This is a genomic window from Limisphaera ngatamarikiensis (assembly GCF_011044775.1).
In the GTDB taxonomy this organism is placed as follows: Bacteria; Verrucomicrobiota; Verrucomicrobiia; order Limisphaerales; family Limisphaeraceae; genus Limisphaera; species Limisphaera ngatamarikiensis.
In genome coordinates, this window is record NZ_JAAKYA010000015.1 from 50938 (window position 1) to 75502 (window position 24565).

General features: G+C 65.1%; 16 protein-coding genes. 11 read left to right on the plus strand and 5 right to left on the minus strand.

Annotation, left to right across the window (positions count from 1 at the left end):
- Window positions 1-86 precede the first annotated feature (86 nt).
- From G4L39_RS03260 to G4L39_RS03270, 3 genes are all read left to right on the plus strand, one after another.
- Window positions 87-386 (plus strand): HPr family phosphocarrier protein, encoded by a 300-nt coding sequence (locus tag G4L39_RS03260; protein WP_165105876.1) that lies wholly within the window; start codon window positions 87-89, stop codon window positions 384-386.
- Window positions 383-688, plus strand: a complete 306-nt coding sequence (gene gatC, locus G4L39_RS03265) for an Asp-tRNA(Asn)/Glu-tRNA(Gln) amidotransferase subunit GatC (protein ID WP_205880748.1) — start codon at window positions 383-385, stop codon at window positions 686-688. Before G4L39_RS03260 ends, gatC begins: the two co-directional genes overlap by 4 nt.
- A gap of 452 nt (window positions 689-1140) precedes the next feature.
- A complete protein-coding gene (locus G4L39_RS03270) occupies window positions 1141-3351 on the plus strand; it encodes an LPS-assembly protein LptD (RefSeq protein WP_165105878.1) in 2211 nt (736 codons plus the stop codon).
- A 52-nt stretch (window positions 3352-3403) separates the two neighbouring features.
- Here the strand turns inward: G4L39_RS03270 and G4L39_RS03275 are convergent, their stop codons facing one another.
- Both G4L39_RS03275 and G4L39_RS03280 read right to left on the minus strand, forming a co-directional pair.
- Window positions 3404-6226: a PAS domain-containing hybrid sensor histidine kinase/response regulator gene (locus tag G4L39_RS03275; protein WP_165105879.1), complete on the minus strand. Its 2823-nt coding sequence runs from the start codon at window positions 6224-6226 to the stop codon at window positions 3404-3406.
- A gap of 36 nt (window positions 6227-6262) precedes the next feature.
- Window positions 6263-7249 carry a substrate-binding periplasmic protein gene (locus tag G4L39_RS03280; RefSeq protein WP_165105880.1) on the minus strand — a complete coding sequence of 329 codons (987 nt, stop codon included), beginning with the start codon at window positions 7247-7249 and terminating at the stop codon, window positions 6263-6265.
- Between the two features lie 987 nt (window positions 7250-8236).
- Here G4L39_RS03280 and cas10 point away from each other — a divergent pair.
- The 8 genes from cas10 (at window position 8237) to G4L39_RS03320 (ending at window position 19174) form a co-directional block, all read left to right on the plus strand.
- Window positions 8237-11305, plus strand: a complete 3069-nt coding sequence (gene cas10 / locus G4L39_RS03285; RefSeq protein WP_165105882.1) for a type III-B CRISPR-associated protein Cas10/Cmr2 — start codon at window positions 8237-8239, stop codon at window positions 11303-11305.
- Window positions 11302-12828, plus strand: a complete 1527-nt coding sequence (locus G4L39_RS03290; protein ID WP_165105883.1) for a type III-B CRISPR module-associated Cmr3 family protein — start codon at window positions 11302-11304, stop codon at window positions 12826-12828. The genes cas10 and G4L39_RS03290 overlap by 4 nt, the downstream gene beginning before the upstream one ends.
- Before the next feature lie 3 nt (window positions 12829-12831).
- Window positions 12832-13671: a type III-B CRISPR module RAMP protein Cmr4 gene (gene cmr4, locus G4L39_RS03295; protein ID WP_165105885.1), complete on the plus strand. Its 840-nt coding sequence runs from the start codon at window positions 12832-12834 to the stop codon at window positions 13669-13671.
- Entirely contained in the window at window positions 13668-14057 is a 390-nt protein-coding gene (locus G4L39_RS03300) for a type III-B CRISPR module-associated protein Cmr5 (RefSeq protein ID WP_165105887.1), read from the plus strand. Before cmr4 ends, G4L39_RS03300 begins: the two co-directional genes overlap by 4 nt.
- A gap of 5 nt (window positions 14058-14062) precedes the next feature.
- On the plus strand, window positions 14063-15418 hold the full coding sequence (gene cmr6 / locus G4L39_RS03305; protein WP_165105889.1) for a type III-B CRISPR module RAMP protein Cmr6: 1356 nt from the start codon (window positions 14063-14065) through the stop codon (window positions 15416-15418).
- 2 nt (window positions 15419-15420) lie between these two features.
- Entirely contained in the window at window positions 15421-16218 is a 798-nt protein-coding gene (cmr1, locus tag G4L39_RS03310; RefSeq protein WP_165105891.1) for a type III-B CRISPR module RAMP protein Cmr1, read from the plus strand.
- Between the two features lie 336 nt (window positions 16219-16554).
- The gene (locus G4L39_RS03315; RefSeq protein WP_165105892.1) at window positions 16555-18444 is read left to right on the plus strand and encodes a CRISPR-associated ring nuclease; all 1890 of its coding nucleotides are present in this window, start codon (window positions 16555-16557) and stop codon (window positions 18442-18444) included.
- A 61-nt stretch (window positions 18445-18505) separates the two neighbouring features.
- On the plus strand, window positions 18506-19174 hold the full coding sequence (locus G4L39_RS03320) for an NUDIX domain-containing protein (RefSeq protein ID WP_165105894.1): 669 nt from the start codon (window positions 18506-18508) through the stop codon (window positions 19172-19174).
- A gap of 83 nt (window positions 19175-19257) precedes the next feature.
- Here the strand turns inward: G4L39_RS03320 and G4L39_RS03325 are convergent, their stop codons facing one another.
- The 3 genes from G4L39_RS03325 to G4L39_RS03335 all read right to left on the minus strand — a co-directional run bounded on the left by G4L39_RS03325 (window position 19258) and on the right by G4L39_RS03335 (window position 22202).
- A complete protein-coding gene (locus tag G4L39_RS03325) occupies window positions 19258-20709 on the minus strand; it encodes a glycoside hydrolase family 99 protein (protein ID WP_165105896.1) in 1452 nt (483 codons plus the stop codon).
- Window positions 20710-20804: 95 nt separating this feature from the next.
- Window positions 20805-21569 carry a hypothetical protein gene (locus G4L39_RS03330; RefSeq protein ID WP_165105897.1) on the minus strand — a complete coding sequence of 255 codons (765 nt, stop codon included), beginning with the start codon at window positions 21567-21569 and terminating at the stop codon, window positions 20805-20807.
- Between the two features lie 54 nt (window positions 21570-21623).
- Entirely contained in the window at window positions 21624-22202 is a 579-nt protein-coding gene (locus G4L39_RS03335; protein ID WP_165105899.1) for a PEP-CTERM sorting domain-containing protein, read from the minus strand.
- Window positions 22203-24565: the final 2363 nt, after the last annotated feature.

The following is a 24565-nucleotide window of genomic DNA, read 5'->3' on the forward strand; positions in this document are numbered from 1 at the left end:
CGTCGACTCCGGCGGTTCCCATGCGGGCGGCACCATCTTTGGAGTGGCGTTCATGTGGGACTTGCGTTATTTAGCCACTGGCAAAAATGAGCGGCTCAACGGCCAACGAAAAGGTTCCCACTCTCCGCAAGAGTGTTGTGATCACCAACAAGCTGGGGCTTCACGCCCGCCCGGCCGCCCTTTTCGTCAAAACCGCCAACCGGTTTGCCTCCGAGGTCCTTGTGGAAAAAGACGGCGAAACCATCAACGGCAAAAGCATCATGGGCCTGATGATGCTGGCTGCCGGGCCGGGCAGCCGCCTGACCCTCCACGTGCGCGGGGCGGATGCGCCGCAGGCCCTGGCCGAATTGGAGGCCCTGGTCAAAAACAAATTCAACGAGGAATGAGCGCTCCATCCGGCAACGTCCCCGCGGGCATGGACGTCCGCTACATCGCGCACCTGGCGCGGTTGGAGCTCACGGACGAGGAGGCCGCCCTGTTCCAGGCCCAGCTCGGTCAAATCCTCGCCTACGTGGATCAGCTCAAGCAGCTGGACGTGTCCGGCATCGAACCCACGGCTCACGCCGTGCCGCGCGTCAACGTGATGCGGGCTGATGAACCGCGCCCGGGTCTTTCCCGGGAGGAAGCCCTGGCCAACGCCCCCGCCCGGACCAACGGCCTGTTTCTGGTGCCAAAAATCGTGGAGTGAGGCGCCCAATCCCGGGCCACTACGCCACCACCGCCGTCAGTGCCGGGCTGGTTCAGGGCCGGCACACCGGTGCTCCCCGGACCTGGACCCGTTCGGCAGGGACGAAGTGACCTCCGGCCTGATGGGGTTGAAGCACGATCGCCGCCGTGCCGTTGAACAATCGCCCCGGCCGGCCGTGCAGTCGGGACAGGGAACCCACCGGGCAGCACCGCGCCCCGGCTTGCCGCGCGGGAACGGATTCGTCGGGAAGCCCGTCTCCCCCTGCTTCCGGTGCCGGCAGGCCTGCACGACTGAATTCCAAGGCAACCCTACACGCTGGATGGAAACACCGGCTGCCGGAGAATTTGCCGTTTCCTGCGGAGGTGACCCGGGTTTTCCCCGGCAAGCTGGCGCAGCCCGCCGTTAATCGGCTTGGCAACTGCACGCGGGGTCTGGTTTCCTGACCGCGCCCAATGACCGGTCGTTTTCGAATCGCAGCACTGGCAGCCCTCGGGTGGATCGCCCTCGCCCTGGCCGGGCAGGACCAGCCCCTCAAGCCGGCGGACGGTTGGGAACTGTACTCGCTGACCGACCAGAGCCGGTTCGAATACAGGCCCGCCCAGGGCATCGTCCTGGGCACCAACGGCGTGGTCATCCGCTACGGCGAAGCCTCCCTCACCGCGGACGTGGTGTGGTTGAACCAGGAAACCGGCGAGGCCGTGGCCGAAGGACGCGTCCGCATCATGCACGCCGACCAGGTATGGGTCGGCGAACGGATCCGCTACAATTTCCGAACGCGGCGCATGCAGGCGGAACAGTTCCGCACGGGCCGCCCTCCCGTGTTCGTCGCGGCCGAGGGATTGGACGCCGATACCGCCGGGGCCGTCTACACTGCCACCAACGCGTGGCTCACCACCGACGACGTGGCCGTCCCGTTCGATCGAATCGAAGCCCGGCAGATCGTGGTTGTGCCCGGCCAGTATGTGGAACTGCGACACGCCACGCTGTACCTCGGATCGGTGCCGGTGTTTTACTTTCCGTACTACCGGCGGTCGCTGGCCGAAAGCGGGCCGCGTTGGGACGTGGTGCCCGGTTACCGCAGCCGGTTCGGCGCCTACCTGCTGGGTACCTGGTGGTGGCAATTGACCCCACAACTCGAGGGCGCCGTTCACCTGGACTACCGCACCCAGCGCGGCCCGGGCGCAGGCCTGGACCTCCAGGGTCACGCCGGCCCATGGGGGGACCCGCGCCTGGAATACTACTACGCCCATGACACCGATCCCGGAACCGACCCACGCGGCGGGACCATTGACCCCGACCGGCACCGGCTTGCCCTTGCGTGGCTGGCCCGACCCTGGACCAACACCGCCCTCCGCGCCCAACTGCGGTACTTCACCGATCCACGGGTCGAACAAGACTTTTTCGAAAGCCTCTACCGCCGGAATCCCCAGCCCCGCACCTTTTTCGAGCTGGAACAGAGCGCCGAGCGCTGGGGCCTCGAACTGCTGGCCGAGCCCCGCGTGAATGACTTCTTCCAAACCGTGGAACGACTGCCCGAGGTGCGCCTGAACGGCTGGCGCCAGCCCATCGGCCAAACCCCACTCTTCTACGAAAGCCAGAGCAGCCTCGGGTTCTACCGTCTCCGCTACCCGGAAACCAACGGATGGATCGAACCCCGGGTGGAAGCCTGGCGTGGCGATTCCCTCCATCAGGTGATCTGGCCCTGGACGGTCGGCGACTGGCTTCACATCACCCCGGAAATCGGCGGCCGGCTCACCGCGTACGGGGAAGCGGACGGACCCGGCGCCCGCACCAGCGACGAGACCCGCGCCCTTTTCCACACCGGCCTCGACCTCTCTTTCAAAGCCTCTCGCACGTGGCCGGAACTTCATTCCGCATGGCTCGACCTCGATGGACTCCGACACGTGGTTCAACCCTCGGTCCGGTACCTGTTCATGCCCCGACCCCACCCGCGGCCGACGGCGTTGCCCCGCTTCGACGGCCTCCAGCCCAGCCTCTGGATGCTGCCGCTCGACTTCCCCGCCTACAACGCCGTGGATGCCCTGGACAAAATGCACGTCCTGCGACTCGGCCTGCACCAGCGATGGTACACCAAACGCAACCGCACCGTCAGCACCCTGGCCGCGTGGTCCCTGTACACCGACCTGGCTCTGGAAACCGGGCCCGGACAGGACACATGGAACGACCTGCTCTCGGACCTGGTGTTCCGTCCCCGCTCATGGGCCGTCCTTCGCTCCGCCGTGCGCGTCGCCCCGGAAGCCGGTCAGCTCCGGCTCGCCTTCCATTCACTCACCCTCGAGCCCAACGACCGCTGGAACTGGACCCTCGGCCACTACTACCTGCACGACGATTTCCGGAACGACCCGACCGCCTGGGGACCGGGCCATCATCTCCTTTTCCACAGCCTCCTGTGGCGCTGGGACGACAACTGGGCCTTCCGCATCACGCACCACTACGAGGTGGACGAGGGTCAGCTCCAGGAACAGTTCTACACCGTCTACCGCGATTTCCGCAGCTGGACCGGGGCCGTAACCTTCCGCGTGCGCAACCCGCGCCAGGGCCCGACCGATTACGCCGTGGCCTTCGCCTTCTCCCTCAAGGCCGCCCCCAAGTACCGCGTGGGCGAAGACAACCTGCAACCCTACGGCCTGCTCGGCCGCTGATTGCCCCGCCACGGGCCCACCCATCCGTCCCTCCGGTCTGAACCCGGGCGCATCACCCGCGATCCAAACAACGCCGGATCAACCCGGCCAGCTCATGCGGCCGGTACGGCTTGGGCAGGAAATTCTCGCCCTCCACCAGGGGCACCTCCTCCCGAAACGGTTCCTCAAAATAGCCGCTCGTGTAAACGACCTTCAGCCCGGGCTTGGCCTCCATCAACCGCTTCGCCAACGCCACCCCGGACACCCCGCCCGACAACACCACATCGGTCAACACCAGGTCAATCTCCGCTTGGTGCAACGCCCACAGGGCCAGCGCGGATTCGGCATCGCCGGCCGTCCACACCCGGTAACCGCAACGACGCAACACACCCTCCGTCAACCGCGCCAGCGAAGGGTCATCCTCCACCACCAGAAGGGTCTCCTGCCCGCGAGGCAGCACGCGCGGCTCCGGCCCGGCACCCGCGGCCGACTGCTCCGGCTCACCCACCGGGAGATAAATGCGGAAACACGTCCCTTCGCCCACCTGGCTCTCCACTTCAATCCACCCGTGGTGTTGCTGGACCGTGCCGTACACCGACGCCAGACCCAGGCCCGTTCCCTTGCCGACCTCCTTGGTCGTGAAAAACGGCTCGAACAGGTGGGGCATGTGCTCGGGCGCAATGCCGGTGCCCGTGTCGCGCACACTCAGGCAGATGTACCGGCCCGGCGTGGCCTCCGGCTGATGGCGCAGCTCACCCACGCCAAACTCACACACCGCGGCCGAGAAGGTCAATTCGCCACCCTGCGGCATGGCATCGCGCGCGTTGACGGCCAGGTTCACCAGCATCTGTTCCAGCAAACCGGGGTCGGCCCGGATCACCGGCAGTTCGGCCGGCATTTGCAGACGCAACCGCACCATCTCGCCCAGCACCGGCGCCAGCATCCGGGCCGTGCGATGCAGCAGCTCGCCCACGTCCACGGCCCGGGTCTGCATCGGCTGTTGCCGACTGTAAATCAGCAGCCGCCGCGTCAGCTCGGCCGCCCGCTGGCTGGCTTGTACGATCTGGTCCACGCAGGTGGCGTCGTCGGGACCCAGGGCGTCCCGGTTCATCAACAGGGCATTGCCCTGGATGATCGTGAGAATGTTGTTGAACTCGTGCGCGATGCCGGCCGCCAGCCGGCCGATGGCTTCGAGCTTTTGCGACGCGCGCAGTCGTTCCTCCAGTTGAACCCGCTCGGTGATGTCACGACTCACCGCCACGAAATGCGTGATCCGACCCGCAGCATCCCGAATCGGCGAGATGATCGCCTCGGCCTCATACAACCGGCCGTCCTTGCGACGGTTGGTGACCCGACCGATCCACGATCGTCCTGCGAGGATCGTTTCCCACATCTCGCGGTAAAAGCTCACCGGATGGCGCCCGCTTTTCAGAATCCGGGGCGTCTGACCCAGGGCTTCGGTGCGCTCAAACCCCGTGATCCGTTCAAAGGCCGGGTTGGTGTACAGGATCACGCCGTTGACGTCCGTAACGAACACCGCCTCCTCCACGGCTTCCACCGCCGCGGCAAGCCGGACGTGTTCCTCGGCCGTGCGACGCCGTTCGGTGATGTCCTGCAGGATCCCCAGCACGCCCACCACCTCGCCCTCGTCATTTCGGACGGGCACGGCCGAATCCGAAATCCACCGAACCTCGCCCCCGGGCGTTCGGAACCGGTACTCGGCCTGCCAGTGGTCCAGCGTTCCGGCAGCCAGTTGACGCAGAGCCTCCTCCACGCCAAGGCCGGCACACCGACCCATCAGCAGGATCTCCTCGGCCATCTCACAGAGCCGGCCCGTGGCCAGTGACCCCGGTTCAACCCCTGTCAATGCCTGAAACCCCTCCCCGGCAAAGACGCAGCGATTCGACGGTAGCTCAATCTGGTAGGGCACGGCCGCCGCGGCGCTGATGGCCCGGCGATAGATCTCGTGGCTCCGGGCAAGTTCCAGCTGGGCCTGTTTCTGTTCGGTGATGTCGTGGCCGATGGCCTGATAATCGAGAAACCGACCCTGGTCGTCGCGGACCGCACTGTGGGTCCAGCGCACCCAGCGGAGGGAACCGTCCCCGGCCATCACCCGATGTTCCAGCGTCAGTGGCTCCATCTCGGGACTCAATCCCCGTTGCAGCAGGGACTCCACGGTCGCCCGGTCGGGTTCGGGAATCAGGGGCCAGAAACGCCGCCCCACCAACTCGTCGCACCGTTTGCCGAAGAACCGGCAATACGCCGGGTTCACATAGGTCAACACACCTTCGGCGGTAAACCGACAGAACAGATCGGGACTCTGCTCCACGGAACTGCGATAGCGGGCCTCGCTGGTTCTGAGCGCCGCATTGGTTTCCGTCAGCTCGCGCGTGCGTTCGGCAACCTCAACCTGCAACGCATCGCGCATTTCCCGGACCCGGAGATGCCGCTCCAGCAGTCCCCAGCCCAGAAACAGACCCATCAGCACCGCCAATTCTGCGTGGATCGTCCGCAAATGCCGGATCCCCTCAATGCGGCCGATCACACGACCCTCATACACAAGGGGCCGTTGGTGGGTCACCCGGGGGATCAGCCCCAACCGCTGCAACAACGCGTCCACGCCTCTCAACCGGGGACCGCTCGCACTGGCGAACGCTGTCTCATTCTCGTCCCTGACCTGCAAAAGCTCGAATACCTGCGACCGGGCCGCCAGCTCCAGGTAGTCCTGACAAAGCGTGGGGTCCAGATGCCAGAGTGCCGGTGCCACCACGGCGGCATGCTGGTCCAGCTCCATCAAGGCCCTCCGCCGCGTGGCCGCCTCGTACCACACCACCCAGGCTCCATACCCGATCAGGGTCGCGGTCGCCACGGTCCAGAACAATGCTCGCCGGTTCATGGGCTCCGGAAATCGCGCGGGCCCGGCAGTTGTCCGTCAGGTCGAACCTCCCGCCGGCCCGGTAGGGTTTGTGTGCATCTCGGGTTGTTCATGCTCGCGCAGCGCGTCGTTGAACCGTTGAATCCACGACGCCGGCACGGCCGGTCCAAACATCACGTGGCGGGTCGGACCGGCCGGTGAGTCCGTCAACGTCACCAGTCGAAGGGAAGCGCCCAAACGGGACTGCAGCCCGAGCAACGTCTCGGCCTCCTCTCGTGCCATGAAGACGCAGTCGGCCCGCCCGGCCGCCACCGCCGCCAAAAGGTGCGCGGGATCGCTCGGGCTGGTCCGCCGCACCACCGGCAGCGACGCAAACAGCCGGTCCAGCCATTCTCCATGGCTGTAGCCCGCGCGGGTTAACACGGTCCATCCCGGCACCTGCAACAAGCCGACAGCGTTGGTGACCGAGCCCACCCGGTCCTCTTGCCGCCGCACCACCGCCACCCACGGTCCGTCCTGATAAATCGGTTCGGAAAACCGGGCCCACTGTTCCCGCTCCAGGGTGCGGAACCAGCCCACGGCCGCGTGCAGTTCCCGGGTGCTCGTCCGCAACCACAACAACTGCCGCTGCGGCGGCGTCACCTGCCAGCGATGGTTCAAGCCCGCCCGTTCCAGAGCCCGGCGCACCGGGTCCAGACACAATCCGGTCACGCCGGTGGCGGTCGTCACGTAGTACGGAGGACGCTCGTGATAGTGGATCCAGAGGACTCCAGGTTCGGCCGGTTCGGCCGCCGACCCCAGCGGGGCGGCTTGACCCGGTGGCGGGTTTGGATGCCAGAAGGGACGCGTCCAAAGCAGCAGGGCCACCCACCCAAACGCAATCCAGCCGCGGACAGGTAGTGGCCGTTTCGACATCATGTCGGTGCCCCGCGCCAGGGTCTGATGCTCGGACCGGTTGAGGACCTCGGGCCAGCCGCGTCCATCGCATCCGCCCGCAAATGCGCAGCCTGACGCAAAATTGCCCGTTCCAATGGGCATTGTCACGCCCAATTCATGCCCTGAACCTGCCCCGGGGCGCGGACCAATTCTCTCGCCGGCTCGGATCGTCGCAGACTTCCACCCAGCGCCAACCCCTCACAGGCAGTTGGCCACCGGTTCAGCGCCGAAACCCGAAGAATAGTGCCGGCGCGGTTCCGAAGTTGATGGCGGCAGCTCCGGCCGACCGGGCCACTTACCATCCCGAAACATCGGCCGGGTGCCAGAAAACTGAGATGCACCTCCCGCGGTACGGGGACGGGCCCGGGCGCCGGCTGCCACCCGCCGGCATGATAACCGCGGTCCGGAACCTCTTTCGCAGGGTTTCCATTGGCCTGACCTTGTGTGACTTGCGCATGAGTCACGAACGCTGTCGGCGGTTTCCCCGGAGCATGGCGGTGGATGCGCCTGCCGGGACCGGAAGGGAACCGGGCTGCGGCTGCGAGAAGATGTTCCACGCGGGTTGCTTTTTCCCTTGAGCCGGTGCTCGTGGGCTGGTAAGCAGGCGGCAGCGGCGACCATGGACCAGCGGTGCGCCAGGGCAGCTTTGTCCGCCTCCCCGTTCCGGGGCGCCGTGAACGTTGGCCCGACCCGATTCCGAACCTCCACGCAGGCACACCTCAGACTCCGGCTCCACCCGGCCCGCTGCCCGACCTGCCTCAAAACCCGGGCGTTTTTCCGGGCGCGTCTGCGCTCAGATCTCGTCAATCTTTCCATCGCCGGCCCGACCCATCCGGCTGTTCCCGGTGCTGTTGTGTTGGATGTCCCGGAGGTGGTGCCGGCCCTGGTTTGCAGTGTGAACCCCCTTTCGTGCCGAGCCCGCCGGTTTCGGACCGGGCCGGCGCCCGGAGTGGGTGCCGGGTTCGCCACCGGATCCGGCGGCTCGCCTGCCCCGTTACCGAGCGTTGGGTTCCCGCCCGAACCGTGTCGGTTCCCCGGAGGTCCCGGGAGGTCCGAAATCTCGAATCCCACCCACGAACTTATCAAATTGACGCCATGAACAACGCAGTGAACGCCGAATGGTGGAAACGCAAACTGGCGGCCTACCTGCACGACCCGCCCAGCAAATGCCTTGACATCTCCACCCACGGAGAACGATCTGATGCCGCGTTCCGTCAGGCGGGTTTCACTGACGAAGAGGTCGGCTCGTACTTCAATTACGCCGACCACACCGGTGCGGCGGCCGACCGGCTCCCGTTTCCGGATTCCCGTGCGGCGGGTTTGAGCTGCGCATTCGACGGCGTCCGCAACGCTTTCCACCACCCGCTCGGGGGTGATCGCCTGCGCTTTCACCAGGAGTTTCGGTCCGTGGAAGAAGGGTTTGAGGGTGAAAACTCCGTGCAGCCGGCCCTTGCAGACTGGCCGTCCGATTGGGACGAAGGACAGGTTTGGCGGGCCCGTTTCTTTGCACACTGGCGGCTCTGGCCCCAAGCGGCAGCGGACAGGGACTATCGTCTGGCCCTGCTGCCTGCGGACACCCGATTGCCCGATCACACCATCTGGACCCACATGCAGGTGGTTTCCGCCCTGGCAGGGTGCGTCGATGAGGACCGCGTGTGGCGACCTGCGTTTTTGAAATTTCAGATCGGCCCCGTGCAGGAGTTCATTGCCCAGGCCCGCAGCACGCGTGACTTGTGGAGTGGCAGTTACCTGCTTTCCTGGCTCATGGCCGCAGGACTCAAACGATTTTCCGAACAGTTCGGCCCCGACGCGGTCATTTACCCGTCGCTGCGCGGCCAGCCGCTGTTTGACCTGCACTGGAAGCAGGACCTCTGGGACAAGGTGCGCATCGGCACCCGGCCGGTATGGCATTCGATCGATCCGGGTGACAAAGAAGCCCTTTTGACCCCCAACCTGCCGAACGTTTTCCTGGCGCTCGTCCCCGAGAGGGCCGGTGCGTTGATTGCATCACAGGTGGAGGCGGCCATTCGGGAGGAATTTCAACGCATAGCGGAGTCGGTTTGGGAAGCCTGCGAAAAAGCCGGTCTCACAAACAATTCCGAAGACGGCGCATTTCGAAACGTGGACCGCCGGGCGCGATTCAACGCCCAGATCGAGAGGTTCCTGTCCATTTCCTGGCAACTTACACCGTGGCCAGAAACACCGGAGGAGGCCCTGAAACTCGTGGAGAAGCTTCCCCTTCCCAAGGATGACGACAAGGATGGCGACAAGAAGACCCCCTTGGATCGAACACAAACGGTGCTCAAGGCGGCTCAAGAAGAGATGCCCTGCGAACATCGCGATCGCCGCTACTACACGGATGACACAAAGACCAAACTCAACAACGTCGGCATCGCATGGGCGCTTTTGACCGCTCTCAACTCCTGGCAACTTGATGCCGTCCGGCAGACGCGGCCGTTCAAGGCATGGACCGACGGCGGCTGGCGCGTGGGGACCGCTTGTAACAAGGACAGCCTGACAGGAAAAGAGGAAGCGGTCGCCGGCGGACAGGCCTGGGGAGAGCGTTGTGATAGATTGGCCGGCGGCGGCGAAGGCTCTTCAAAGGTGGAGGGGCAGGCTTCCCTGGCCAACCGCTTCAAGCACGATGATTGGCTGGGTGCGATCTCGCTGGTCAAGAGGTTGTGGGACCTTACCTACCTCGAGCCCCGATTCCAGCTCAAGCCCTTGAAAATGCCCAACACCCACGGGCTGGCCCGTCACGCTCCTCTTGCCGATGACGACGATGCAGGGGAAACCGGGCGGGAATCACACGTCGAGGTCGAACGTTATTTCGCCGTGCTTGTGTTCGACGGTGACCAGATCGGTCGATGGATCGCCGGCGATAAATGCCCGAAGTTCAGGGATCAACTGGCCAGTTACACCGATGGCAGCGGTAGACCGGCCGGCGCCCTGGAATATTTCCAGCGCGAGTCTGACCCGGACGGAAAGGGCACCCTGCGCAAGCGGTTTGCGACATTGCTGGAAACACGCCGTCCCGTGTCTCCATCGTATCACCTCCAATTCAGTGAAGCGTTGAGCAACTTTGCCCTGTACTGTGTCCGGCCCATTGTCGAGGTCTACGACGGCCGGTTGATCTATGCCGGCGGCGACGACGTGGTGGCCCTCCTGCCAGCCGACACGGCGCTCGAATGTGCCCGGGCTCTGCAACTTGCCTTCACCGGCGCCGAAGACCTGCCGACTGTTCTTCAAACCGCGGCCGAGAAGCTACTGGCAGCCAACAGGGCGGCCCATCGGCGGGCTTCCCGCTTCCAGGAGCTCGCTGCCCAGAATCGGCTGTTCCAATGCATGGCCTCGGGCTGGCTGGCACGAATGGACAGGGTCGACCAAAACGGTTGTCCCGTGCCGTTCCTGGTACCCGGTCCAAAGGCAAGTGCCTCGGTGGGCATAGCCATCGCCCATGCCAAACACCCTTTGCAGGACGCCGTGCGCGAAGCCCAGGTTGCCGAAAAACGCGCCAAGCGGGACGTGGACCGCGGCGGGCTGGGCCGGTCTGCCGTGGCTGTCACACTCCTCAAACGCTCCGGCGAGACCATCCACTGGGGCTGTCGCTGGGATGGCCGCGGCCTGGATGCTTGCAGGCTCATGATTGAATGCATCAGCCAGCGGGTTTTGAGTTCGAAGTTTCCCCACCGGCTGGCCGAGCTGCTCGAACCCTACCTGACCGAGGCAACCCCGCTCCTGCGGGAACGCAAGGCAGTCCAGCCCGTGACACATTTCCCCGTGAAAGAGGTGGTCCTTCGCGAGTTGACCCACTGCCTGGAACGCCAGCGGGGGCCCCGCTTTTCAGAGGCCATGGCGCAGGAGCTTCTAAAGACCGTGGAGGAGTACGTGGACCAATTAATCCAGTTGAGTCCCACGGACCGCCCGGAACGGCCCGATCAGGCAGAACAGCCCGACCAGACGGAACGGCCCGACCAGACGGAACAGCCCGATAAGAAGGCTTCAGCTGACATCGAGCGTATCATCCGCGACCTAATCGGCCTTTGCCAGACCGTGGCTTTCATTGAAAGGAACCTTCCCGGAGCCGATGACACATCCGGCTCGGCAGAAAGCAACCACATCGAGATGGAACCTCAACCCGCCGAAAGGCATACCGCACCATGAACGCGATGAGAACCCTTCACCAGATCTTGCTGCAGCCCACCGATGTCCTGTTTTTCCGGGACGGTCGGCCGATGACCGGTTCCCTGGCAGGACATACGGCCGCCTGGCCATTGCCGGATGTCACAAACCACGCGCTCCATGCCGCCCTGCACCGCGCCGGTCTCTCCGGTGTCCACACCCACCGACGGGGGCGCAGCGGCAGGTACACAGATCAACGGGACCGGAAGTTCGGGTGTCTTCTCACTGCCGGCCCCTTCCCTGTTGCCGCAGCTGCAGACCCGGGGTGCCCGCTGCCCGAACCCTGCTGGTTCTTCCCACGTCCCAGGGACACCCTGGAACCGGGGAATGTGGCCCTTTGCCTGCATCCCGTGCCGGGCGACTGGCGCCAGGCCAGCTCGCTCCCCAACCCCCTCAGGTATGCCGTGGCCAACTCGCGGCCCCCGGCCAAGGAAAGCGGGGCCGAACCATGGATTTCGCAGAGGGCTTTTGAGCGGTATTTGCGGGATCCGGCGGGCCAACCGGAGTCGTCGAATCAGTCATATCCTCCCGAGTTTCTCAAAGACGATGATCTTGCCGACCTGGAACAGACCATCGGCATCAGGATTGACCCCGAGTCGCTGACCACCGGCCACGGCGATGCGGAGGGGCAGATCTACAGTGCCTATTACCTCCGACTGCGCGACCGGTTCCGTCTCGGCCTATTTGCCGAGGCCATGGACAAGGTCGATGGAGACCCCGCAAGGCGATGCGATCTGATTCGCCTCCTGTTCAACGATGAACCGCGGTCCATCCTCGTCGGCGGTCAACAGCGGCTGTGCACTGCGCAACGGGCAGATGCTCCGGAGCCGTTGCCCTTGCCGCAGGGCTTGCGAAACGGAAGCGAGTTCAAACAGCTTCCCAATGGCGCGTATGCGGTCAAATGGGTGTTGCTGACCCCTGCGATCTGGCCGGAAATCCGGAGCGGAGAGACCCGGGACCCTGCCCGGTCCCGGATTCAGGCCCATCCCGGCGGCTGGTTGCCCAACTGGGTCCATCCCGAGACCGGCGATGTGTTGCTCAAGGCGGGTGACACCGACCGCAAACCGGGCGAAACAAGGGTAGCCTGGCGCGCACGAGTACGGGCACTGCCCCCCGTCAAGGCGCGCCTGGTGGCGGCGATTGTGCCCAAGCCACTGGCCGTGACCGGATGGTCCCTGGGCTGGCCGGAAGATGCGGTGGAAGGGACAGAGACCCCGGACGGGAACGCCGGGACCGGCGGCGCCAAGTCCACTCATCTGGCCGTTCCTGCCGGAGCGGTGTATTACTTCGAAGCCGACTCGCCCGGGGACGCCGCCCGACTGGCAGCGGCCCTCAACTGGCACGGCAGCACGCCGGGCCACGTCATCGTCAACCGCCGCAGCACCCTTTTGGGCGAAAAGGGTTACGGCCTGGGCGTCTGCGGCACCTGGCAGTTTTATGACGGATCCGACCCGTCTGCCGGATCCGTTTCAACCGATCGATCCAAGGAAACCCAAACGCACTGACCTATGAGCAAGCGCATCCTGTACATATTCACGAGAACGCCGTTGCATGTGGGTGCCGGCACCAGCGTGGGTGCCATTGACCAACCCATCATCCGCGAACGTCACACGGGCTTCCCGGTGATACCGGGCAGCTCCATCAAGGGCGTGTTGCGTGACGCGTGCCGAAATCACAGCGCCCTGGCTCCCAAAGAGGAGAGCATCTTCGGGAGGCAGGACAATGCAGGGAAGCTCACCTTCGGCGAAGCCAAGGTTCTGGCTTTCCCGGTCCGATCTGCGCGCGGTTCATTCGCCTTTATCACCTGTCCGTTGGCGTTGGAACGGTTCCTGCGCGAGCGAGGCGGCAACGACCTGAAGGTCCCTGACGAACCGGCAGACATGACCTGCCTGGCCGGCGACCTGGTCACGATCAGGCGCAACGGTCAAACCGGCGTCGTGCTGGAGGAATACCGTTTCAATTGCACCGAAAAGTTCCCCCAGGACTGGGAGAAGGACTTGCTCGAGTTGCTCGACGACCCGGTGTGGAAGGCGGGCAAGGGCAGGTTCGTCCTCTTGAGCAACGGCGACTTCTCTCACTTCGTCAAAAATGCCTGCGAGGTGAGTCAGCACATCAAAATCGACCCCAAGACGGGCACGGTGGAGGGAGGCTTCCTTTTCAACCTGGAAGCGGTTCCATCGGAAACGCTGTTCTTCGCCCCTGTCACGGCTCTTTCCCGTGCCAACGGCGAGTTGAAAGACCTTGAGCAACTTCTGGACGCCAAACCGGTGCTTCAGTTTGGCGGCGACAGCACCACCGGGTTGGGTTTCTGCACCGTGAAACTTGCGGAACGGAGGAAGGCATCATGAAGAATCTGGAACAAATCCGAGCTGCGAACGCTCTTGCCTATGCGGAAGCCGGCGTCAATACGCGCGGCTCCCAGGGGGGCGAAGTGGTGAAAAAACTGCCGGCTCTCATCATGTCCAACGGACTGTTGGCGGCCGGAGCCTTCGCCTACGCCAAGGGTCTAGGTGAAGGGTGGTATGTATGCTTCGACCACCTGGCCAGGCACCTGGCCCATGAAGACGTTGGTGTAGTGCCGCGCGACAAGGGCAACCTCAAAGCCATGTTGGACTACCTGACGAAAGAGGCTGACAGCGGCACGTTGAAACAGGCCACGGATGAAGCCCTGGCGTGGCTCTGCTACGCCAAACGGTTTGTGAAGAAGGACAACGAGGAGGAGGCCAAAGAATGATCCCAATGAGTCCTGACGTTCGCCAACTGATTGGCGACTGGGCCGAAAACGTGGACAACCGCGGCCTGCTGTACGAAAAGTTCGCGCTGCCCAAGTCATGGGGCATCGGAGATGACCAGAAGCTCAACGATGCAGCCCGGTGGAGCGTGTTGCGCATCGTCACCCGCGGTTCCGAGTTATTGCGCCGCGACGCCGAGCGGCTCCGCCGTGAGGCCGACGGGAAAAACGTACAACCTAATGTCCGAAAACGAAAACAACGGGACGCGGAAATCGCCGATAAAATGTCCAAAGTCGGCCGCTTCGATCCCGAATTGGTCAAAGCAGCGAATAGCGGCGCCTCCAGGTTTCTGACCGACCTCGACAAATCCTATGCGGGTCGCGTCGCGACATTCGAGGCCACGCTCGGCGCGCGCCTGATGGTGAACCTCGCCGGCGGCGTCGTGGAAAATGCCGGCATCGCGCTGGATCGCTGTTTCGGTTTGCCGTTCATCCCGGGCAGCGCGGTAAAGGGGATCGCCCGGAATCAGGCGCTTTGGGAAATCCATGAAGCCCAACCCGACGATAAGCGGCCACTTCTGAGGCTTGCGATGTTGCTCTTCGGTTACGGCGCAAACGATATCAAGGACCATGGCGACTTTGCGTGGGCGGGCGGTGCTGCCAATGCCCGGGAAACCGCCAAAGAGATCGGGGCCAACGACTTCAAGGGGTGCGCCTGTTTCCTGCCGGCCTACCCAACCACGCCGCCGACGCTTGTCGTGGACATGGTCAACCCGCACTACCCCGAATATTACCGGGGCAAACGCAGTCGGGCTGACGACAACGAGAATCCGGTCCCCAACTACTTCCCCGCTGTCGAAAAAGGTTCGACCTTTGGGTTTGCGGTGTTGTTGAACCGTGTCCCCCCGGTTGCCGGCATCACGGCGGCAGAACTATTGGATCAGGCCAGGGACTGGTTGAAGCGCGCAGTCACAAAGAGAGGCGTCGGGGCCAAGACCGCTGCCGGATATGGGTGGTTCGAACTGGGCCGTAAAACTTCCCGGCCGGTTGCAGCCTCGGAAGCAGTTGCAACAGGTACGGCCACCGCATCGCGCCCTGAAGCGCCGCCCGATTCGCCCGCCGACACCCTCATTGCCAAGTGGCGCGGTAAACTGACAGCGACGGGAAACTTCCCGGCTGCACTGCCTGAAATCGCAGCTTTGCAAAGCGATGCCGACCTGAAACGCGTTTTTGAAGCGGTCATTCCGCAGAATGAACGCCAGCGGCTGCGAAAGAATAACCCCTATTGGCAATCGTTCACCAGTGGTCGGCACGGCGAAGCCGGCAGGAAAATCCTTCAACGACTGGGCATCACTCTCAAGTAACCATGAACTGGCAACGTGAGATCGAAGTGCTGACGCCGCTGTTCAACCGCGGCGCCTACCAGGACACACCGGAAATCCGGGTTCCTTCCATCCGAGGGATGGTTCGATGGTGGTTTCGAGCCCTTGGCGGAACCTCCGATGAAGAAAAGGCCGTGTTTGGCGGGATGAAGGGCTTTGGTCATGCCCTGAGAGATCAAGTGGTCGCGTCGCGTCTGGTATTCCGTATCAAAGACATTAGGGCCCAGAGAGCCGACCCGGATCCCCCAACCCTGCCCCACAAAACAGGCGGTCAGGCCGCCCCACAAGCCGCCTTCCTGCGGGGCGCGCGTTTTCGTTTGGAGGTGTTCGATCGTTTGAGCCCGTTGGGACCGGAACTCCAGCGCAAAGTGGAAAACGCGCTCGAAGTCTGGCTTTTGCTTGGCGCACTCGGCTTGCGGGCCAATCGCGGTGCGGGCAGCGTCTGGCCCGGCGATGGCACAGCGCCGAAAACGGCGGCGGAATTGCGTCAGCGGCTGAACGAATGCGGTTGCAACTGGCCGGTGATGTTGGCCGGCGACGAGGTTGGGGCCAGTGCCGAAGAGCTCAGAAAAGCTGCAACCGACACGAAGAACGGCATGCCGGATGTCTTTGGACAGGCAGCGCCTCACCGCCAAGCCTCCACGGTCAAATTCAAGATTGTCCGGCTGGAGGAGAAACCCCGACTCCTTATTACCGCGCCCACATTGGACACACTTCAAAAGGCGCAGGAGGCTTTGAACGAAAAACTATCCCGGCCGAAGACCTGGGAGCTCGTGAAGTAGCACCCGGACGTAATCTGCGGGGTTGCACATGGAAACACAGGTACTCGGGAAAACGTCCAGCCGACCTGCTGCAGGTGACCGGTCAGGGGCATCCTCAAGAGCACCGGACGGATCCGCGGCCGGCGGGGTGGACGCGGTGCCACTGCAACTGCCGGCCCGGCGGGAAATTGGCGAACCGTGGCATCGGCCGGATGGGTGGGGTCAGGAGGGTGAGCCGCCGCGCTGCCCGTTCTGCGGCGTGCTGGGGGCGTTGGATGGGGTCGGGACCGGCCGGGATGCCGGCCGGCAGTTCCGGGGGCTCACGGCCGGCGCCCACTGGGAGGGGATCTCACAACCATGAACGTTCAGGCCCACCTGTTCGTCAGTCTCGGGACGGCACCGGCCATTGTGCCGGAGGCGTTCCTGCTGCCCGGAGCCAGGTTCGTGAGTGTCCACGTGCTGACCACGGAACGACCGGACGTGACGCTGATCCGCGAATTCTTTCGACGGCACGCCCCGGGGGTGAACCTCACCATCACGCGGGTGGCGGGGTTTCAGGATTTGAAGTCCGAGGAGGACCACTTCCGGTTCGAAGAGGTCATGTTCCGCTGGTTTTTGGCGAGCCGGACCGGGCCCGAACAGCGGTTCGTCTGTCTCACGGGCGGGTTCAAAACGATGTCGGCCGCGATGCAAAAGGCGGCCACGGTCCTCGGTGCGGCCGAGGTTTTTCATGTGCTGGCGGACGATTGCTGTGTTGGGCCCCAGGGAAGGCTCATGCCCCCTTCGACGCTGGAGGAGATCCTCTGGGCGCGGGATCAAGGGCATCTCCACTGGATTCGATTGGGGCCGGAGCGGGGCTGGCCCCAGCTGCGGCGGATTGCGCCCGAGCAGTTTCCGCTTCAGGTGGTCGAGGAAAAAGGGGACGAGCGCCGGGTGCAGGCGGAGGACCGGGCCTTTGGCACGTTCCTGCAGGACCTTCTCCAGAGGGCGTCCCGGATCGCGGGCGCGTGGGAGATGCTGCCGGAGCTGCCGTTTGCAGACCTGGCCACGTGGTCCGAGGGAGAGCTTGCGTGGCTTCGTGAACCGCTGGATCCCCGGGCGCCGGCGGATCAGCGGTGGGTGGCCGGGTTGCCCAAAATCGAGCTGCACTGTCATCTGGGCGGTTTTGCCACGCACGGGGAACTTCTCCGGCGGGTGCGGAACGCGGCGGAGAATCCGGGGAAGCTCCCACCGCTGGAGGAACCGCGTCTGCCGGAGGGTTGGCCGTTGCCGGCGCAACCGATTCCGCTGGCCGAGTACATGAAGCTCGGCAACGCCAACGGCACCGCGTTGCTCAGGGATCCGGGGTGCCTGCGCGAGCAGTGTCGGCTGCTGTACCGCCACCTGGTGGATCAGGGGGTGTGCTATGCCGAGGTGCGTTGTTCGCCGGCAAATTATGCCGAGGTGCGTTCGCCCTGGGACGTGCTGGCGGACATTCGCGCGGCTTTCCAGGAATGCATGGAAGGGGCTCGGACGGCACCCGGCGGGCTTCCGGCCTGCCATGTCAACCTGATCCTGATCGCGACGCGGCGTGCGTCCGGTGATTATCGCGCCGCCATCGCCCGGCATCTGGCGCTGGCGGTGACCGCGGCGGAACATTGGCGGGATGAGAATGCCTGCCGGGTGGTGGGTGTGGACCTGGCCGGGTACGAAGACGAGAAGACGCGGGCGCATTATTTTCGGGAGGAATTTACTGCGGTGCACCGGTGCGGGCTGGCTGTGACGGTGCATGCGGGGGAGAACGATGATGCGGAGGGGATCTGGCGGGCGGTGTTTGACCTGAACGCGCGCCGTTTGGGACACGCGTTGAGTTTGGGACAATCGCGGGAGCTGTTGCGGTCGGTTGCGGACCGGGGCATCGGGGTGGAGCTCTGCCCTTACGCCAACCTGCAGATCAAAGGGTTTCGACTGGACGGATCGGATCGGGCGGGTCCGGCCGATCCGCGGCATGAGGCGCATGCGCCCGGCCCTTACCCGTTGCTGGACTATCTCAGGGAGGGCGTACGGGTCACGGTGAACACGGACAACATCGGCATTTCCGCGGCTTCCCTGACGGACAACCTTCTGCTGGCGGCGCGTTTGTGTCCCGGGCTGACCCGGCTGGACCTGCTGCACCTGCAGCGGCATGCCCTGGAGACGGCCTTTTGTACCGCGACGCAACGCCTGACCCTGCTCCGGCGAATTTCGTCGGGCATACCGCGTCCCTGAACCGGAACGGTGAACCGGGACTTGCGCGGGGGCGGGCGACTTCCGAGGCTGATGCGCTCTCATGAAAGCCTGGGTGAACGAGCGGATTTTATGTGTTCGGACCTCGGCCCTGCCGGCGCATTGGTTGCCGGAATCGGGTGCCGTCGCCATGGATGAGCGGGAACTGCTGGCCACGCTGGCAGGGATCCAGCCGTGGTGGCGGGCCCGGGCGGAGGCGGAACATGATCCGGCCACGAAGCAGTGGATTCCGTATGTGCTCGTCCAAAACGGCCGGGGCGAACTGGCGGTGTACCGGCGGCAGGGGACCGAACCGCGGCTGCATGGTTTGTGGTCGGTGGGCATCGGCGGGCACATCAATCCCGGCGACGCACCGGAATCGGCAGGGGCAGCGTCCGGGGAACGGTTCTGGCGCGAGGTGTTGTGGGCCGGATTACGCCGTGAACTGGCCGAGGAATTTCCCGGTGCCGCCCATCACGGGACCACCCGGTTTCTGGGGTTGATTCATGAGAATCGGACGCTGCTGGGTCAGGTGCATTTGGGGGCCGTGTTTTTGCATTCGGTGAAAGAGGTGCACCCGCAGGCCGGCCCTGAGCTGGGCGATTTGCAATGGCTGCCGCCCTCGGCCCTGGGCGGGCCGGCCTGGCCGTGGGACCGGCTCGAGCTTTGGTCGCGCCTTGCGCTGCGGCTGTTGGGCTGCGGCGCGGCAGGAACCACGGAGACAAGGACCTGAATTCACCCCGGAGGCACAGAGGGCAGAGAGGGGGCACGGAAAGGGTTGCAAGAGGAGGCGATTGGAACGCCGGCCCGGCCGGTTCAGAGGTTTCGTGCCCGAAAGAACAGGGGCGGTCCCTCACGGGGCAGGGGGAGCCGGAACACGGTGGCGCGGGGATCGTTTGTGTTCCGGGCCACCGGGATCCAGGTGTCTTCCAGCGGTTGGGTGGTGCACTGGATTTCCACGCCCTGGCCGGACCGGTACCCGCCCACGGTAAGCTCCAGGGTATCCCCTTCGATGGCCCAGGAACGGAGCAGCGGGCGGTATTGTTCGAGGGCCGTCAGAAGGGCACGGGCGGCGGCGAGCCGTCCGGCGACGATCATGGCGAACACCTGGTCAAGCTCCTCCGCCACTTCGGGCCGACCGGCGTCCCGGCGGCGCAGCTGCAGCAGGCGCAGCGGTAATTCGAGGTCCTCGGGGCCGTACGGGAAGGCGGGATCCAGAAACTGACGTCGCGCCTGCTGGATGTGGATGAGGTCACGGTAACCGAATTCGAGGGTGGGTTCGATGACGGTGCCTTCGCCGAAGTCGTTCCATGTGGCGATTTGGACCAGGAGGGCGCGGTTGGTGAGGGCGCGGTGGAGGGTGTGGCGGAACGTGTCGCCGTTGGCATCATCGAGGTACCCGTAGGAGGGGCCGACGCCGGCCTGGGCGTAGATATCGTGGAACCGGGGGAAGGCGGTGCTGACGAAGGCGGGCCAGGCTGCGGCCTTTTGTTCGAATCCGTCCAGGTAGTCGCGGAGGGCTTGCGGGTGCAGCACACCGGCGTTGGTGGCGGCGGCCCACATGGGCGGCCAGTTGAAGGCCCCGGTGGCGCCGGTGACGCGGCGGTCCAGGGTGAAGAAGGCCGGTGCGTTGCCCGGTTGCAGCGCGGTGAAGATGGCGGGCCACTGGTCGCCGGTGAAATAGACCGGGCCGAAGTTGAGCAGGACGGGGCGGTCCTGCCAGCGCAGGTAGCCGGGCCGGGTGAAGAAGCGGGTTTCCGCCTCGAGCAGGGCGGCGCGGGCCCGGGTGATGGCGGCACTGGCGGGGATGTAGCCGCCTTCGATCATCCGCGCGATGGTGCGGTCCTCGTAGCAGAGACAAAACTGCAGCCCGGCCCGGCGGGTCCAGTCGAAGAGCAGGATCGTCCGCTCGTGGATGCGGGCGTAATCGAGGTAATCGTCGGGGCCGTACCAATCGGCAATGACGCCATCCAGCCCGGCCAGTTTCATGAGCAGGACGTGGTACTCGAGGATGGCCGGGTCGGCGGAATCGTAGGGCCCGGACAGTGGGTAGTAATGGGACGCGATCTGTCTGCGGCCGGTGTCGTCGCGGATTTCAGGGTCGAAATGGTTCATGGTCCAGTGCCAGCCCCAGCGGCTGCTGACGGGCGGGGCGGTGTACCAGGGCATGTAATGGGCCAGAAGCCATTTCCCGGCTGCAACACCGGGCGCGGGATGGAGCCCCAGCCAGAAGGCCAGGAGCCAGCCCGGGACGGCCAACGCTTGCAAGCAACCACGCCGTGGCCGGCAGGAGCCGGCCCGCGCGGGTGGCACTGGAGGGGAGGATCCCGGCGACACGGGCGAATCGGGCGGCGCGCCGGCGTTCAAGGTTGTTGCATGACCCGGAACCAGAGCCTGTCGTACCCCGGCAGGCTGAGGCTGTAGGTGACCTCGGTGCCCTCGGCGTAGATGTCGCTGACGATCGGTGTGAAGGGCGTGTCCAGGTCGGTGGTGTATTCCAGGGTGTAAAGTTTGCCCGGCTTGCTGTCCCAGGTGAGCGTGATCCGGGAGGTGGCCGGGTCAAACTCCCAACCCTTGATTCGCAGGCCCGGCGCACCGATGAGCCGGAAATCCTCCCACGTCACGGTGTACGGGCCGTTGCAGCCGTAGAATCCGGGATCGAGCTGCAGGTGAAAGAAGTCCAGGTGCGCCAGGTCCAGGCCGGGCACGGTGCCCTGACTGGAGATGAAGGTGGGTTGGTTTACGTCCATGGTGAGGACGTGGCGACCGCGCGTTTGTCCGTACCAGGCGTAGTTGTAGAAGGTACCGTCGGCGTCCACGAGGGAAACGATCGGGCCGAGGTGTCCGTCAGCCTCCGGGGGCCCGTCGAGGGTGACGATCACCTGCACGGTGGTTTCGCCGCTGGCGTCCACGCTGATGTCCTTGTAACCGCTGCCGAAGCAGGTGGCGGTGATGGAATAGTTGGTTTCGGTGGCCACGATGGTGGCGTTGCCCCAGGAGGCGAAACGACCGTCCAGGGCGAAGAAATCGTCAAACGTGGCGATGACCGTTTCGGCGCGCAGGGACAGGGCCAGGCCCAGTCCCAGAAGGCCGACCTGTGCGGGGAGGTAACGGCTGACCGGTCTCATGGGCGACACACTCGCGATGAAGGTTCGGTTCGGCGGAACGGATTCGCGTGGGGATCAGGCACGCCGGCGGCGCAGCAGGAGGGCCGGTCCGCCCAGCGCCAACAGGGCCCACACGGACGGTTCGGGCACCAGTCGCAGGTCTTCGAACGAGACCGTGTAGGTGCCGGTGTACCCGCCGGGATCGAGTTGGAGGTGCAGATGGGTGAGGGTGGCCAGGTCCAGGCCCGGCACGGTGCCGGGCTCGGTCCACGTGGGCTGGTCCACGCGCCTGGTGAGGACGTGGGAACCCAGGGTTTGGCCGTACCAGGCGTAATTGTAGGCCGTGCCGTCAGCGTCTTTGAGGGTGACGATCGGGCCGAGGAACCCGCTGGCTTCCGGCGGACCGCTGAGGGTGACGGTGAGTTGGAGGAGGTCGTAGCCGGTACCGTCAATGGTGCCGAGGTACTTCCAGTTGCTGCCGTAGCCGGAGGCGGTGATGGTGTAGGCCGTGGGCCCGGAAACGACCGTGCCCGTGGCCCAGGAGGCGTACAAGGCGTCGGAGGTGAAGTTGTCGAAGGTGCTGATGACGACGTCGGCCCGGGCGGTGCAGCCGAGGGCCAGTGCCAGGGTCAGAAACGAGGCATGCGTTTTCATGGTTGAGAACTCCAGAGTGAAAACCAGTTCGACGCTACTCTAAGCGGTCCGGGGGCGGAGACCAGTCGCATGAAGTGGGGACATGGACCCGCAGCGACCTCGGAAAGACATCGCGGAGGCACAGAGCGCATAAACCCCGGAGGCACGGAACGAAAGGAACCCGGGGAGGGACGGGCGACACAAAGGTCGTGCACAGAGGTGCCGTGCGGATGAAACACGCATGGGAGGGGCGCAGTCCTCTGTGCCCGTTTACCTTATCCCGGGAGGGGCACAGTCCTCTGTGCCCGCAAATCTTCAGATCGCGGGGGCGCGGTCGATCCCGGCCTGGCGGAGTGTGTGGAGGGCCTTGCGATTCGGTGGTACCCCGGGAGGGGCACGGTCCTCTGGGCCCGTTCATTCTTGCGGACGGCGAGGACGCCGTCCCTCCCAACGATCCATTCAGGGAGGGGCGCAGTCCTCTGTGCCACAGGCAGGATTGCCTGTGCCACCCAGCAGAGCGAAAACGCACCCTCCGGGAGGGGCACGGTCCCCTGTGCCCGTTTACCTTATCCCGGGAGGGGCGCAGTCCCCTGCGCCCGTTCACTCTTTCGGACGGCGAGGGCGCCGTCCCTCCCATTGCACCCTCTGGGAGGGGCACCGTCCTCGGTGCCCGCCAATTCTTGCGGACCGCGAGGACGCCGTCCCTCCCATTCCACCACTCGGGAGGGGCACAGTCCCCTGTGCCCGTTTACCTTACCCCGGGAGGGGCGCAGTCCCCTGCGCCCGCAAATCCTTGCCTCCGTGCCCACCAATTTTTGCGGACCGCGAGGACGCGGTCCCTCCCATTGCACCATTCGGGAGGCGCACAGTCCTCTGTGCCACAGGCAGGATTGCCTGTGCCACTCTGCAGAGCGACAACGTACCCTCTGGGAGGGGCGCAGTCCCCTGCGCCCTTTAATTCTTGCGGACCGCGAGGACGCGGCCCCTCCCATGGCACCATTCGGGAGGGGCACAGCCCCCTGCGCGCGTTTTCGCCAACCCCGGAAGAGGCACAGTCCTCTGTGCCACAGGCAGGATTGCCTGTGCCACTCAGCAGAGCGAAAACGCACCCTCCGGGAGGGGCACGGTCCTCTGTGCCTGCCAATTTTGCGGACCGCGAGGACGCCGTTGATCCCGGCCCGGCGGAGTGTGTGGGGTGCCTTGCGATTCGGTGGTAGCCCGGGAGGGGCACGGTCCTCCGTGACCGCCAATTTTAGCGGACCGCGGGGACGCGGTCCCTCCCATCCCACCCTCTGGGAGGGGCACAGTCCTCTGTGCCCGTTTTCGTCACCTCCGGGAGGGGCACAGTCCCCTGTGCCCGCCAATTCTTGCGGACGGCGGGGACGCCGTCCCTCCCATTCCGCCCTTTGGGAGGGGCATAGTCCTCTGTGCCACAGGCAGGATTGCCTGTGCCACTCAGCAGAGCGAAAACGCACCCTCTGGGAGGGGCACGGTCCCCCGTGCCGGCCAATTCTTGCGGACCGCGAGGACGCGGTCCCTTCCACTCTACCATTCGGGGGGGAGCAGCCCCCCTATGCCCGTTGTCGTCACCTCCGGGAGGGGCAAAGTCCCCTGTGCCACAGGCAGGATTGCCTGTGCCACTGAGCAGAGCGAAAACGCACCCTCTGGGAGGGGCACAGTCCCCTGTGCCCGCAAATCTTCAGATCGCGAGGACGCGGTCCCTCCCATCCGACCCTCTGGGAGGGGCACCGTCCTCTGCGCCCGTTAATTTTTACCACCCTTTGGGAGGGGCGCAGTCCCCTGCGCCCGTTCACTCTTTCGGACGGCGAGGACGCCGTCCCTCCCATTCCACCACTCGGGAGGGGCACAGTCCCCTGTGCCCGCAAATCTTCAGACCGCGGGGACGCCGTTGATCCCGGCCCGGCGGAGTGTGTGGAGTGCCTTGCGATTCGGCGGTAGCCTGGGAGGGGCACGGTCCCCCGTGCCCGCCAATTCTTGCGGACGGCGAGGACGCGGTCCCTCCCAGCGGTGCATTCAGGGAGGGGCACGGTCCCCTGTGCCCGCAAATTCTTGCCTCCATGCCCACCAGATTTTGCGGACCGCGGGGACGCCGTCCCTCCCATTCCACCGTTCGGGAGGGGCACAGTCCTCTGTGCCACAGGCAGGATTGCCTGTGCCACTCGGCAGAGCGAAAACGCACCCTCCGGGAGGGGCACCGTCCTCGGTGCCCGTTCTCGTCAACGCCGGGAGGGGCGCAGTCCCCTGCGCCCGTTCACTCCTGCGGACCGCGGGGACGCGGTCCCTCCCGTTTCACGGGCCGATGGGATGCGGTCTTTCCCGGCCCGAGGTCATGCGGGTCCGGGGTGGTTGGCGGGGTTGGGCGG

Excerpts from the sequence above, each read along its gene's own strand:
- gatC (WP_205880748.1), top strand. The coding sequence starts at position 383 with ATGAGCGCTCCATCCGGCAACGTCCCCGCGGGCATGGACGTCCGCTAC.
- G4L39_RS03260 (WP_165105876.1), top strand. The coding sequence starts at position 87 with ATGAGCGGCTCAACGGCCAACGAAAAGGTTCCCACTCTCCGCAAGAGT.
- G4L39_RS03300 (WP_165105887.1), top strand. The coding sequence starts at position 13,668 with ATGAAGAATCTGGAACAAATCCGAGCTGCGAACGCTCTTGCCTATGCG.
- cmr6 (WP_165105889.1), top strand. The coding sequence starts at position 14,063 with ATGAGTCCTGACGTTCGCCAACTGATTGGCGACTGGGCCGAAAACGTG.
- G4L39_RS03275 (WP_165105879.1), bottom strand. The coding sequence starts at position 6,226 with ATGAACCGGCGAGCATTGTTCTGGACCGTGGCGACCGCGACCCTGATC.
- cmr1 (WP_165105891.1), top strand. The coding sequence starts at position 15,421 with ATGAACTGGCAACGTGAGATCGAAGTGCTGACGCCGCTGTTCAACCGC.
- G4L39_RS03315 (WP_165105892.1), top strand. The coding sequence starts at position 16,555 with ATGAACGTTCAGGCCCACCTGTTCGTCAGTCTCGGGACGGCACCGGCC.
- G4L39_RS03290 (WP_165105883.1), top strand. The coding sequence starts at position 11,302 with ATGAACGCGATGAGAACCCTTCACCAGATCTTGCTGCAGCCCACCGAT.
- cas10 (WP_165105882.1), top strand. The coding sequence starts at position 8,237 with ATGAACAACGCAGTGAACGCCGAATGGTGGAAACGCAAACTGGCGGCC.
- G4L39_RS03330 (WP_165105897.1), bottom strand. The coding sequence starts at position 21,569 with ATGAGACCGGTCAGCCGTTACCTCCCCGCACAGGTCGGCCTTCTGGGA.
- G4L39_RS03320 (WP_165105894.1), top strand. The coding sequence starts at position 18,506 with ATGAAAGCCTGGGTGAACGAGCGGATTTTATGTGTTCGGACCTCGGCC.
- G4L39_RS03335 (WP_165105899.1), bottom strand. The coding sequence starts at position 22,202 with ATGAAAACGCATGCCTCGTTTCTGACCCTGGCACTGGCCCTCGGCTGC.
- cmr4 (WP_165105885.1), top strand. The coding sequence starts at position 12,832 with ATGAGCAAGCGCATCCTGTACATATTCACGAGAACGCCGTTGCATGTG.
- G4L39_RS03270 (WP_165105878.1), top strand. The coding sequence starts at position 1,141 with ATGACCGGTCGTTTTCGAATCGCAGCACTGGCAGCCCTCGGGTGGATC.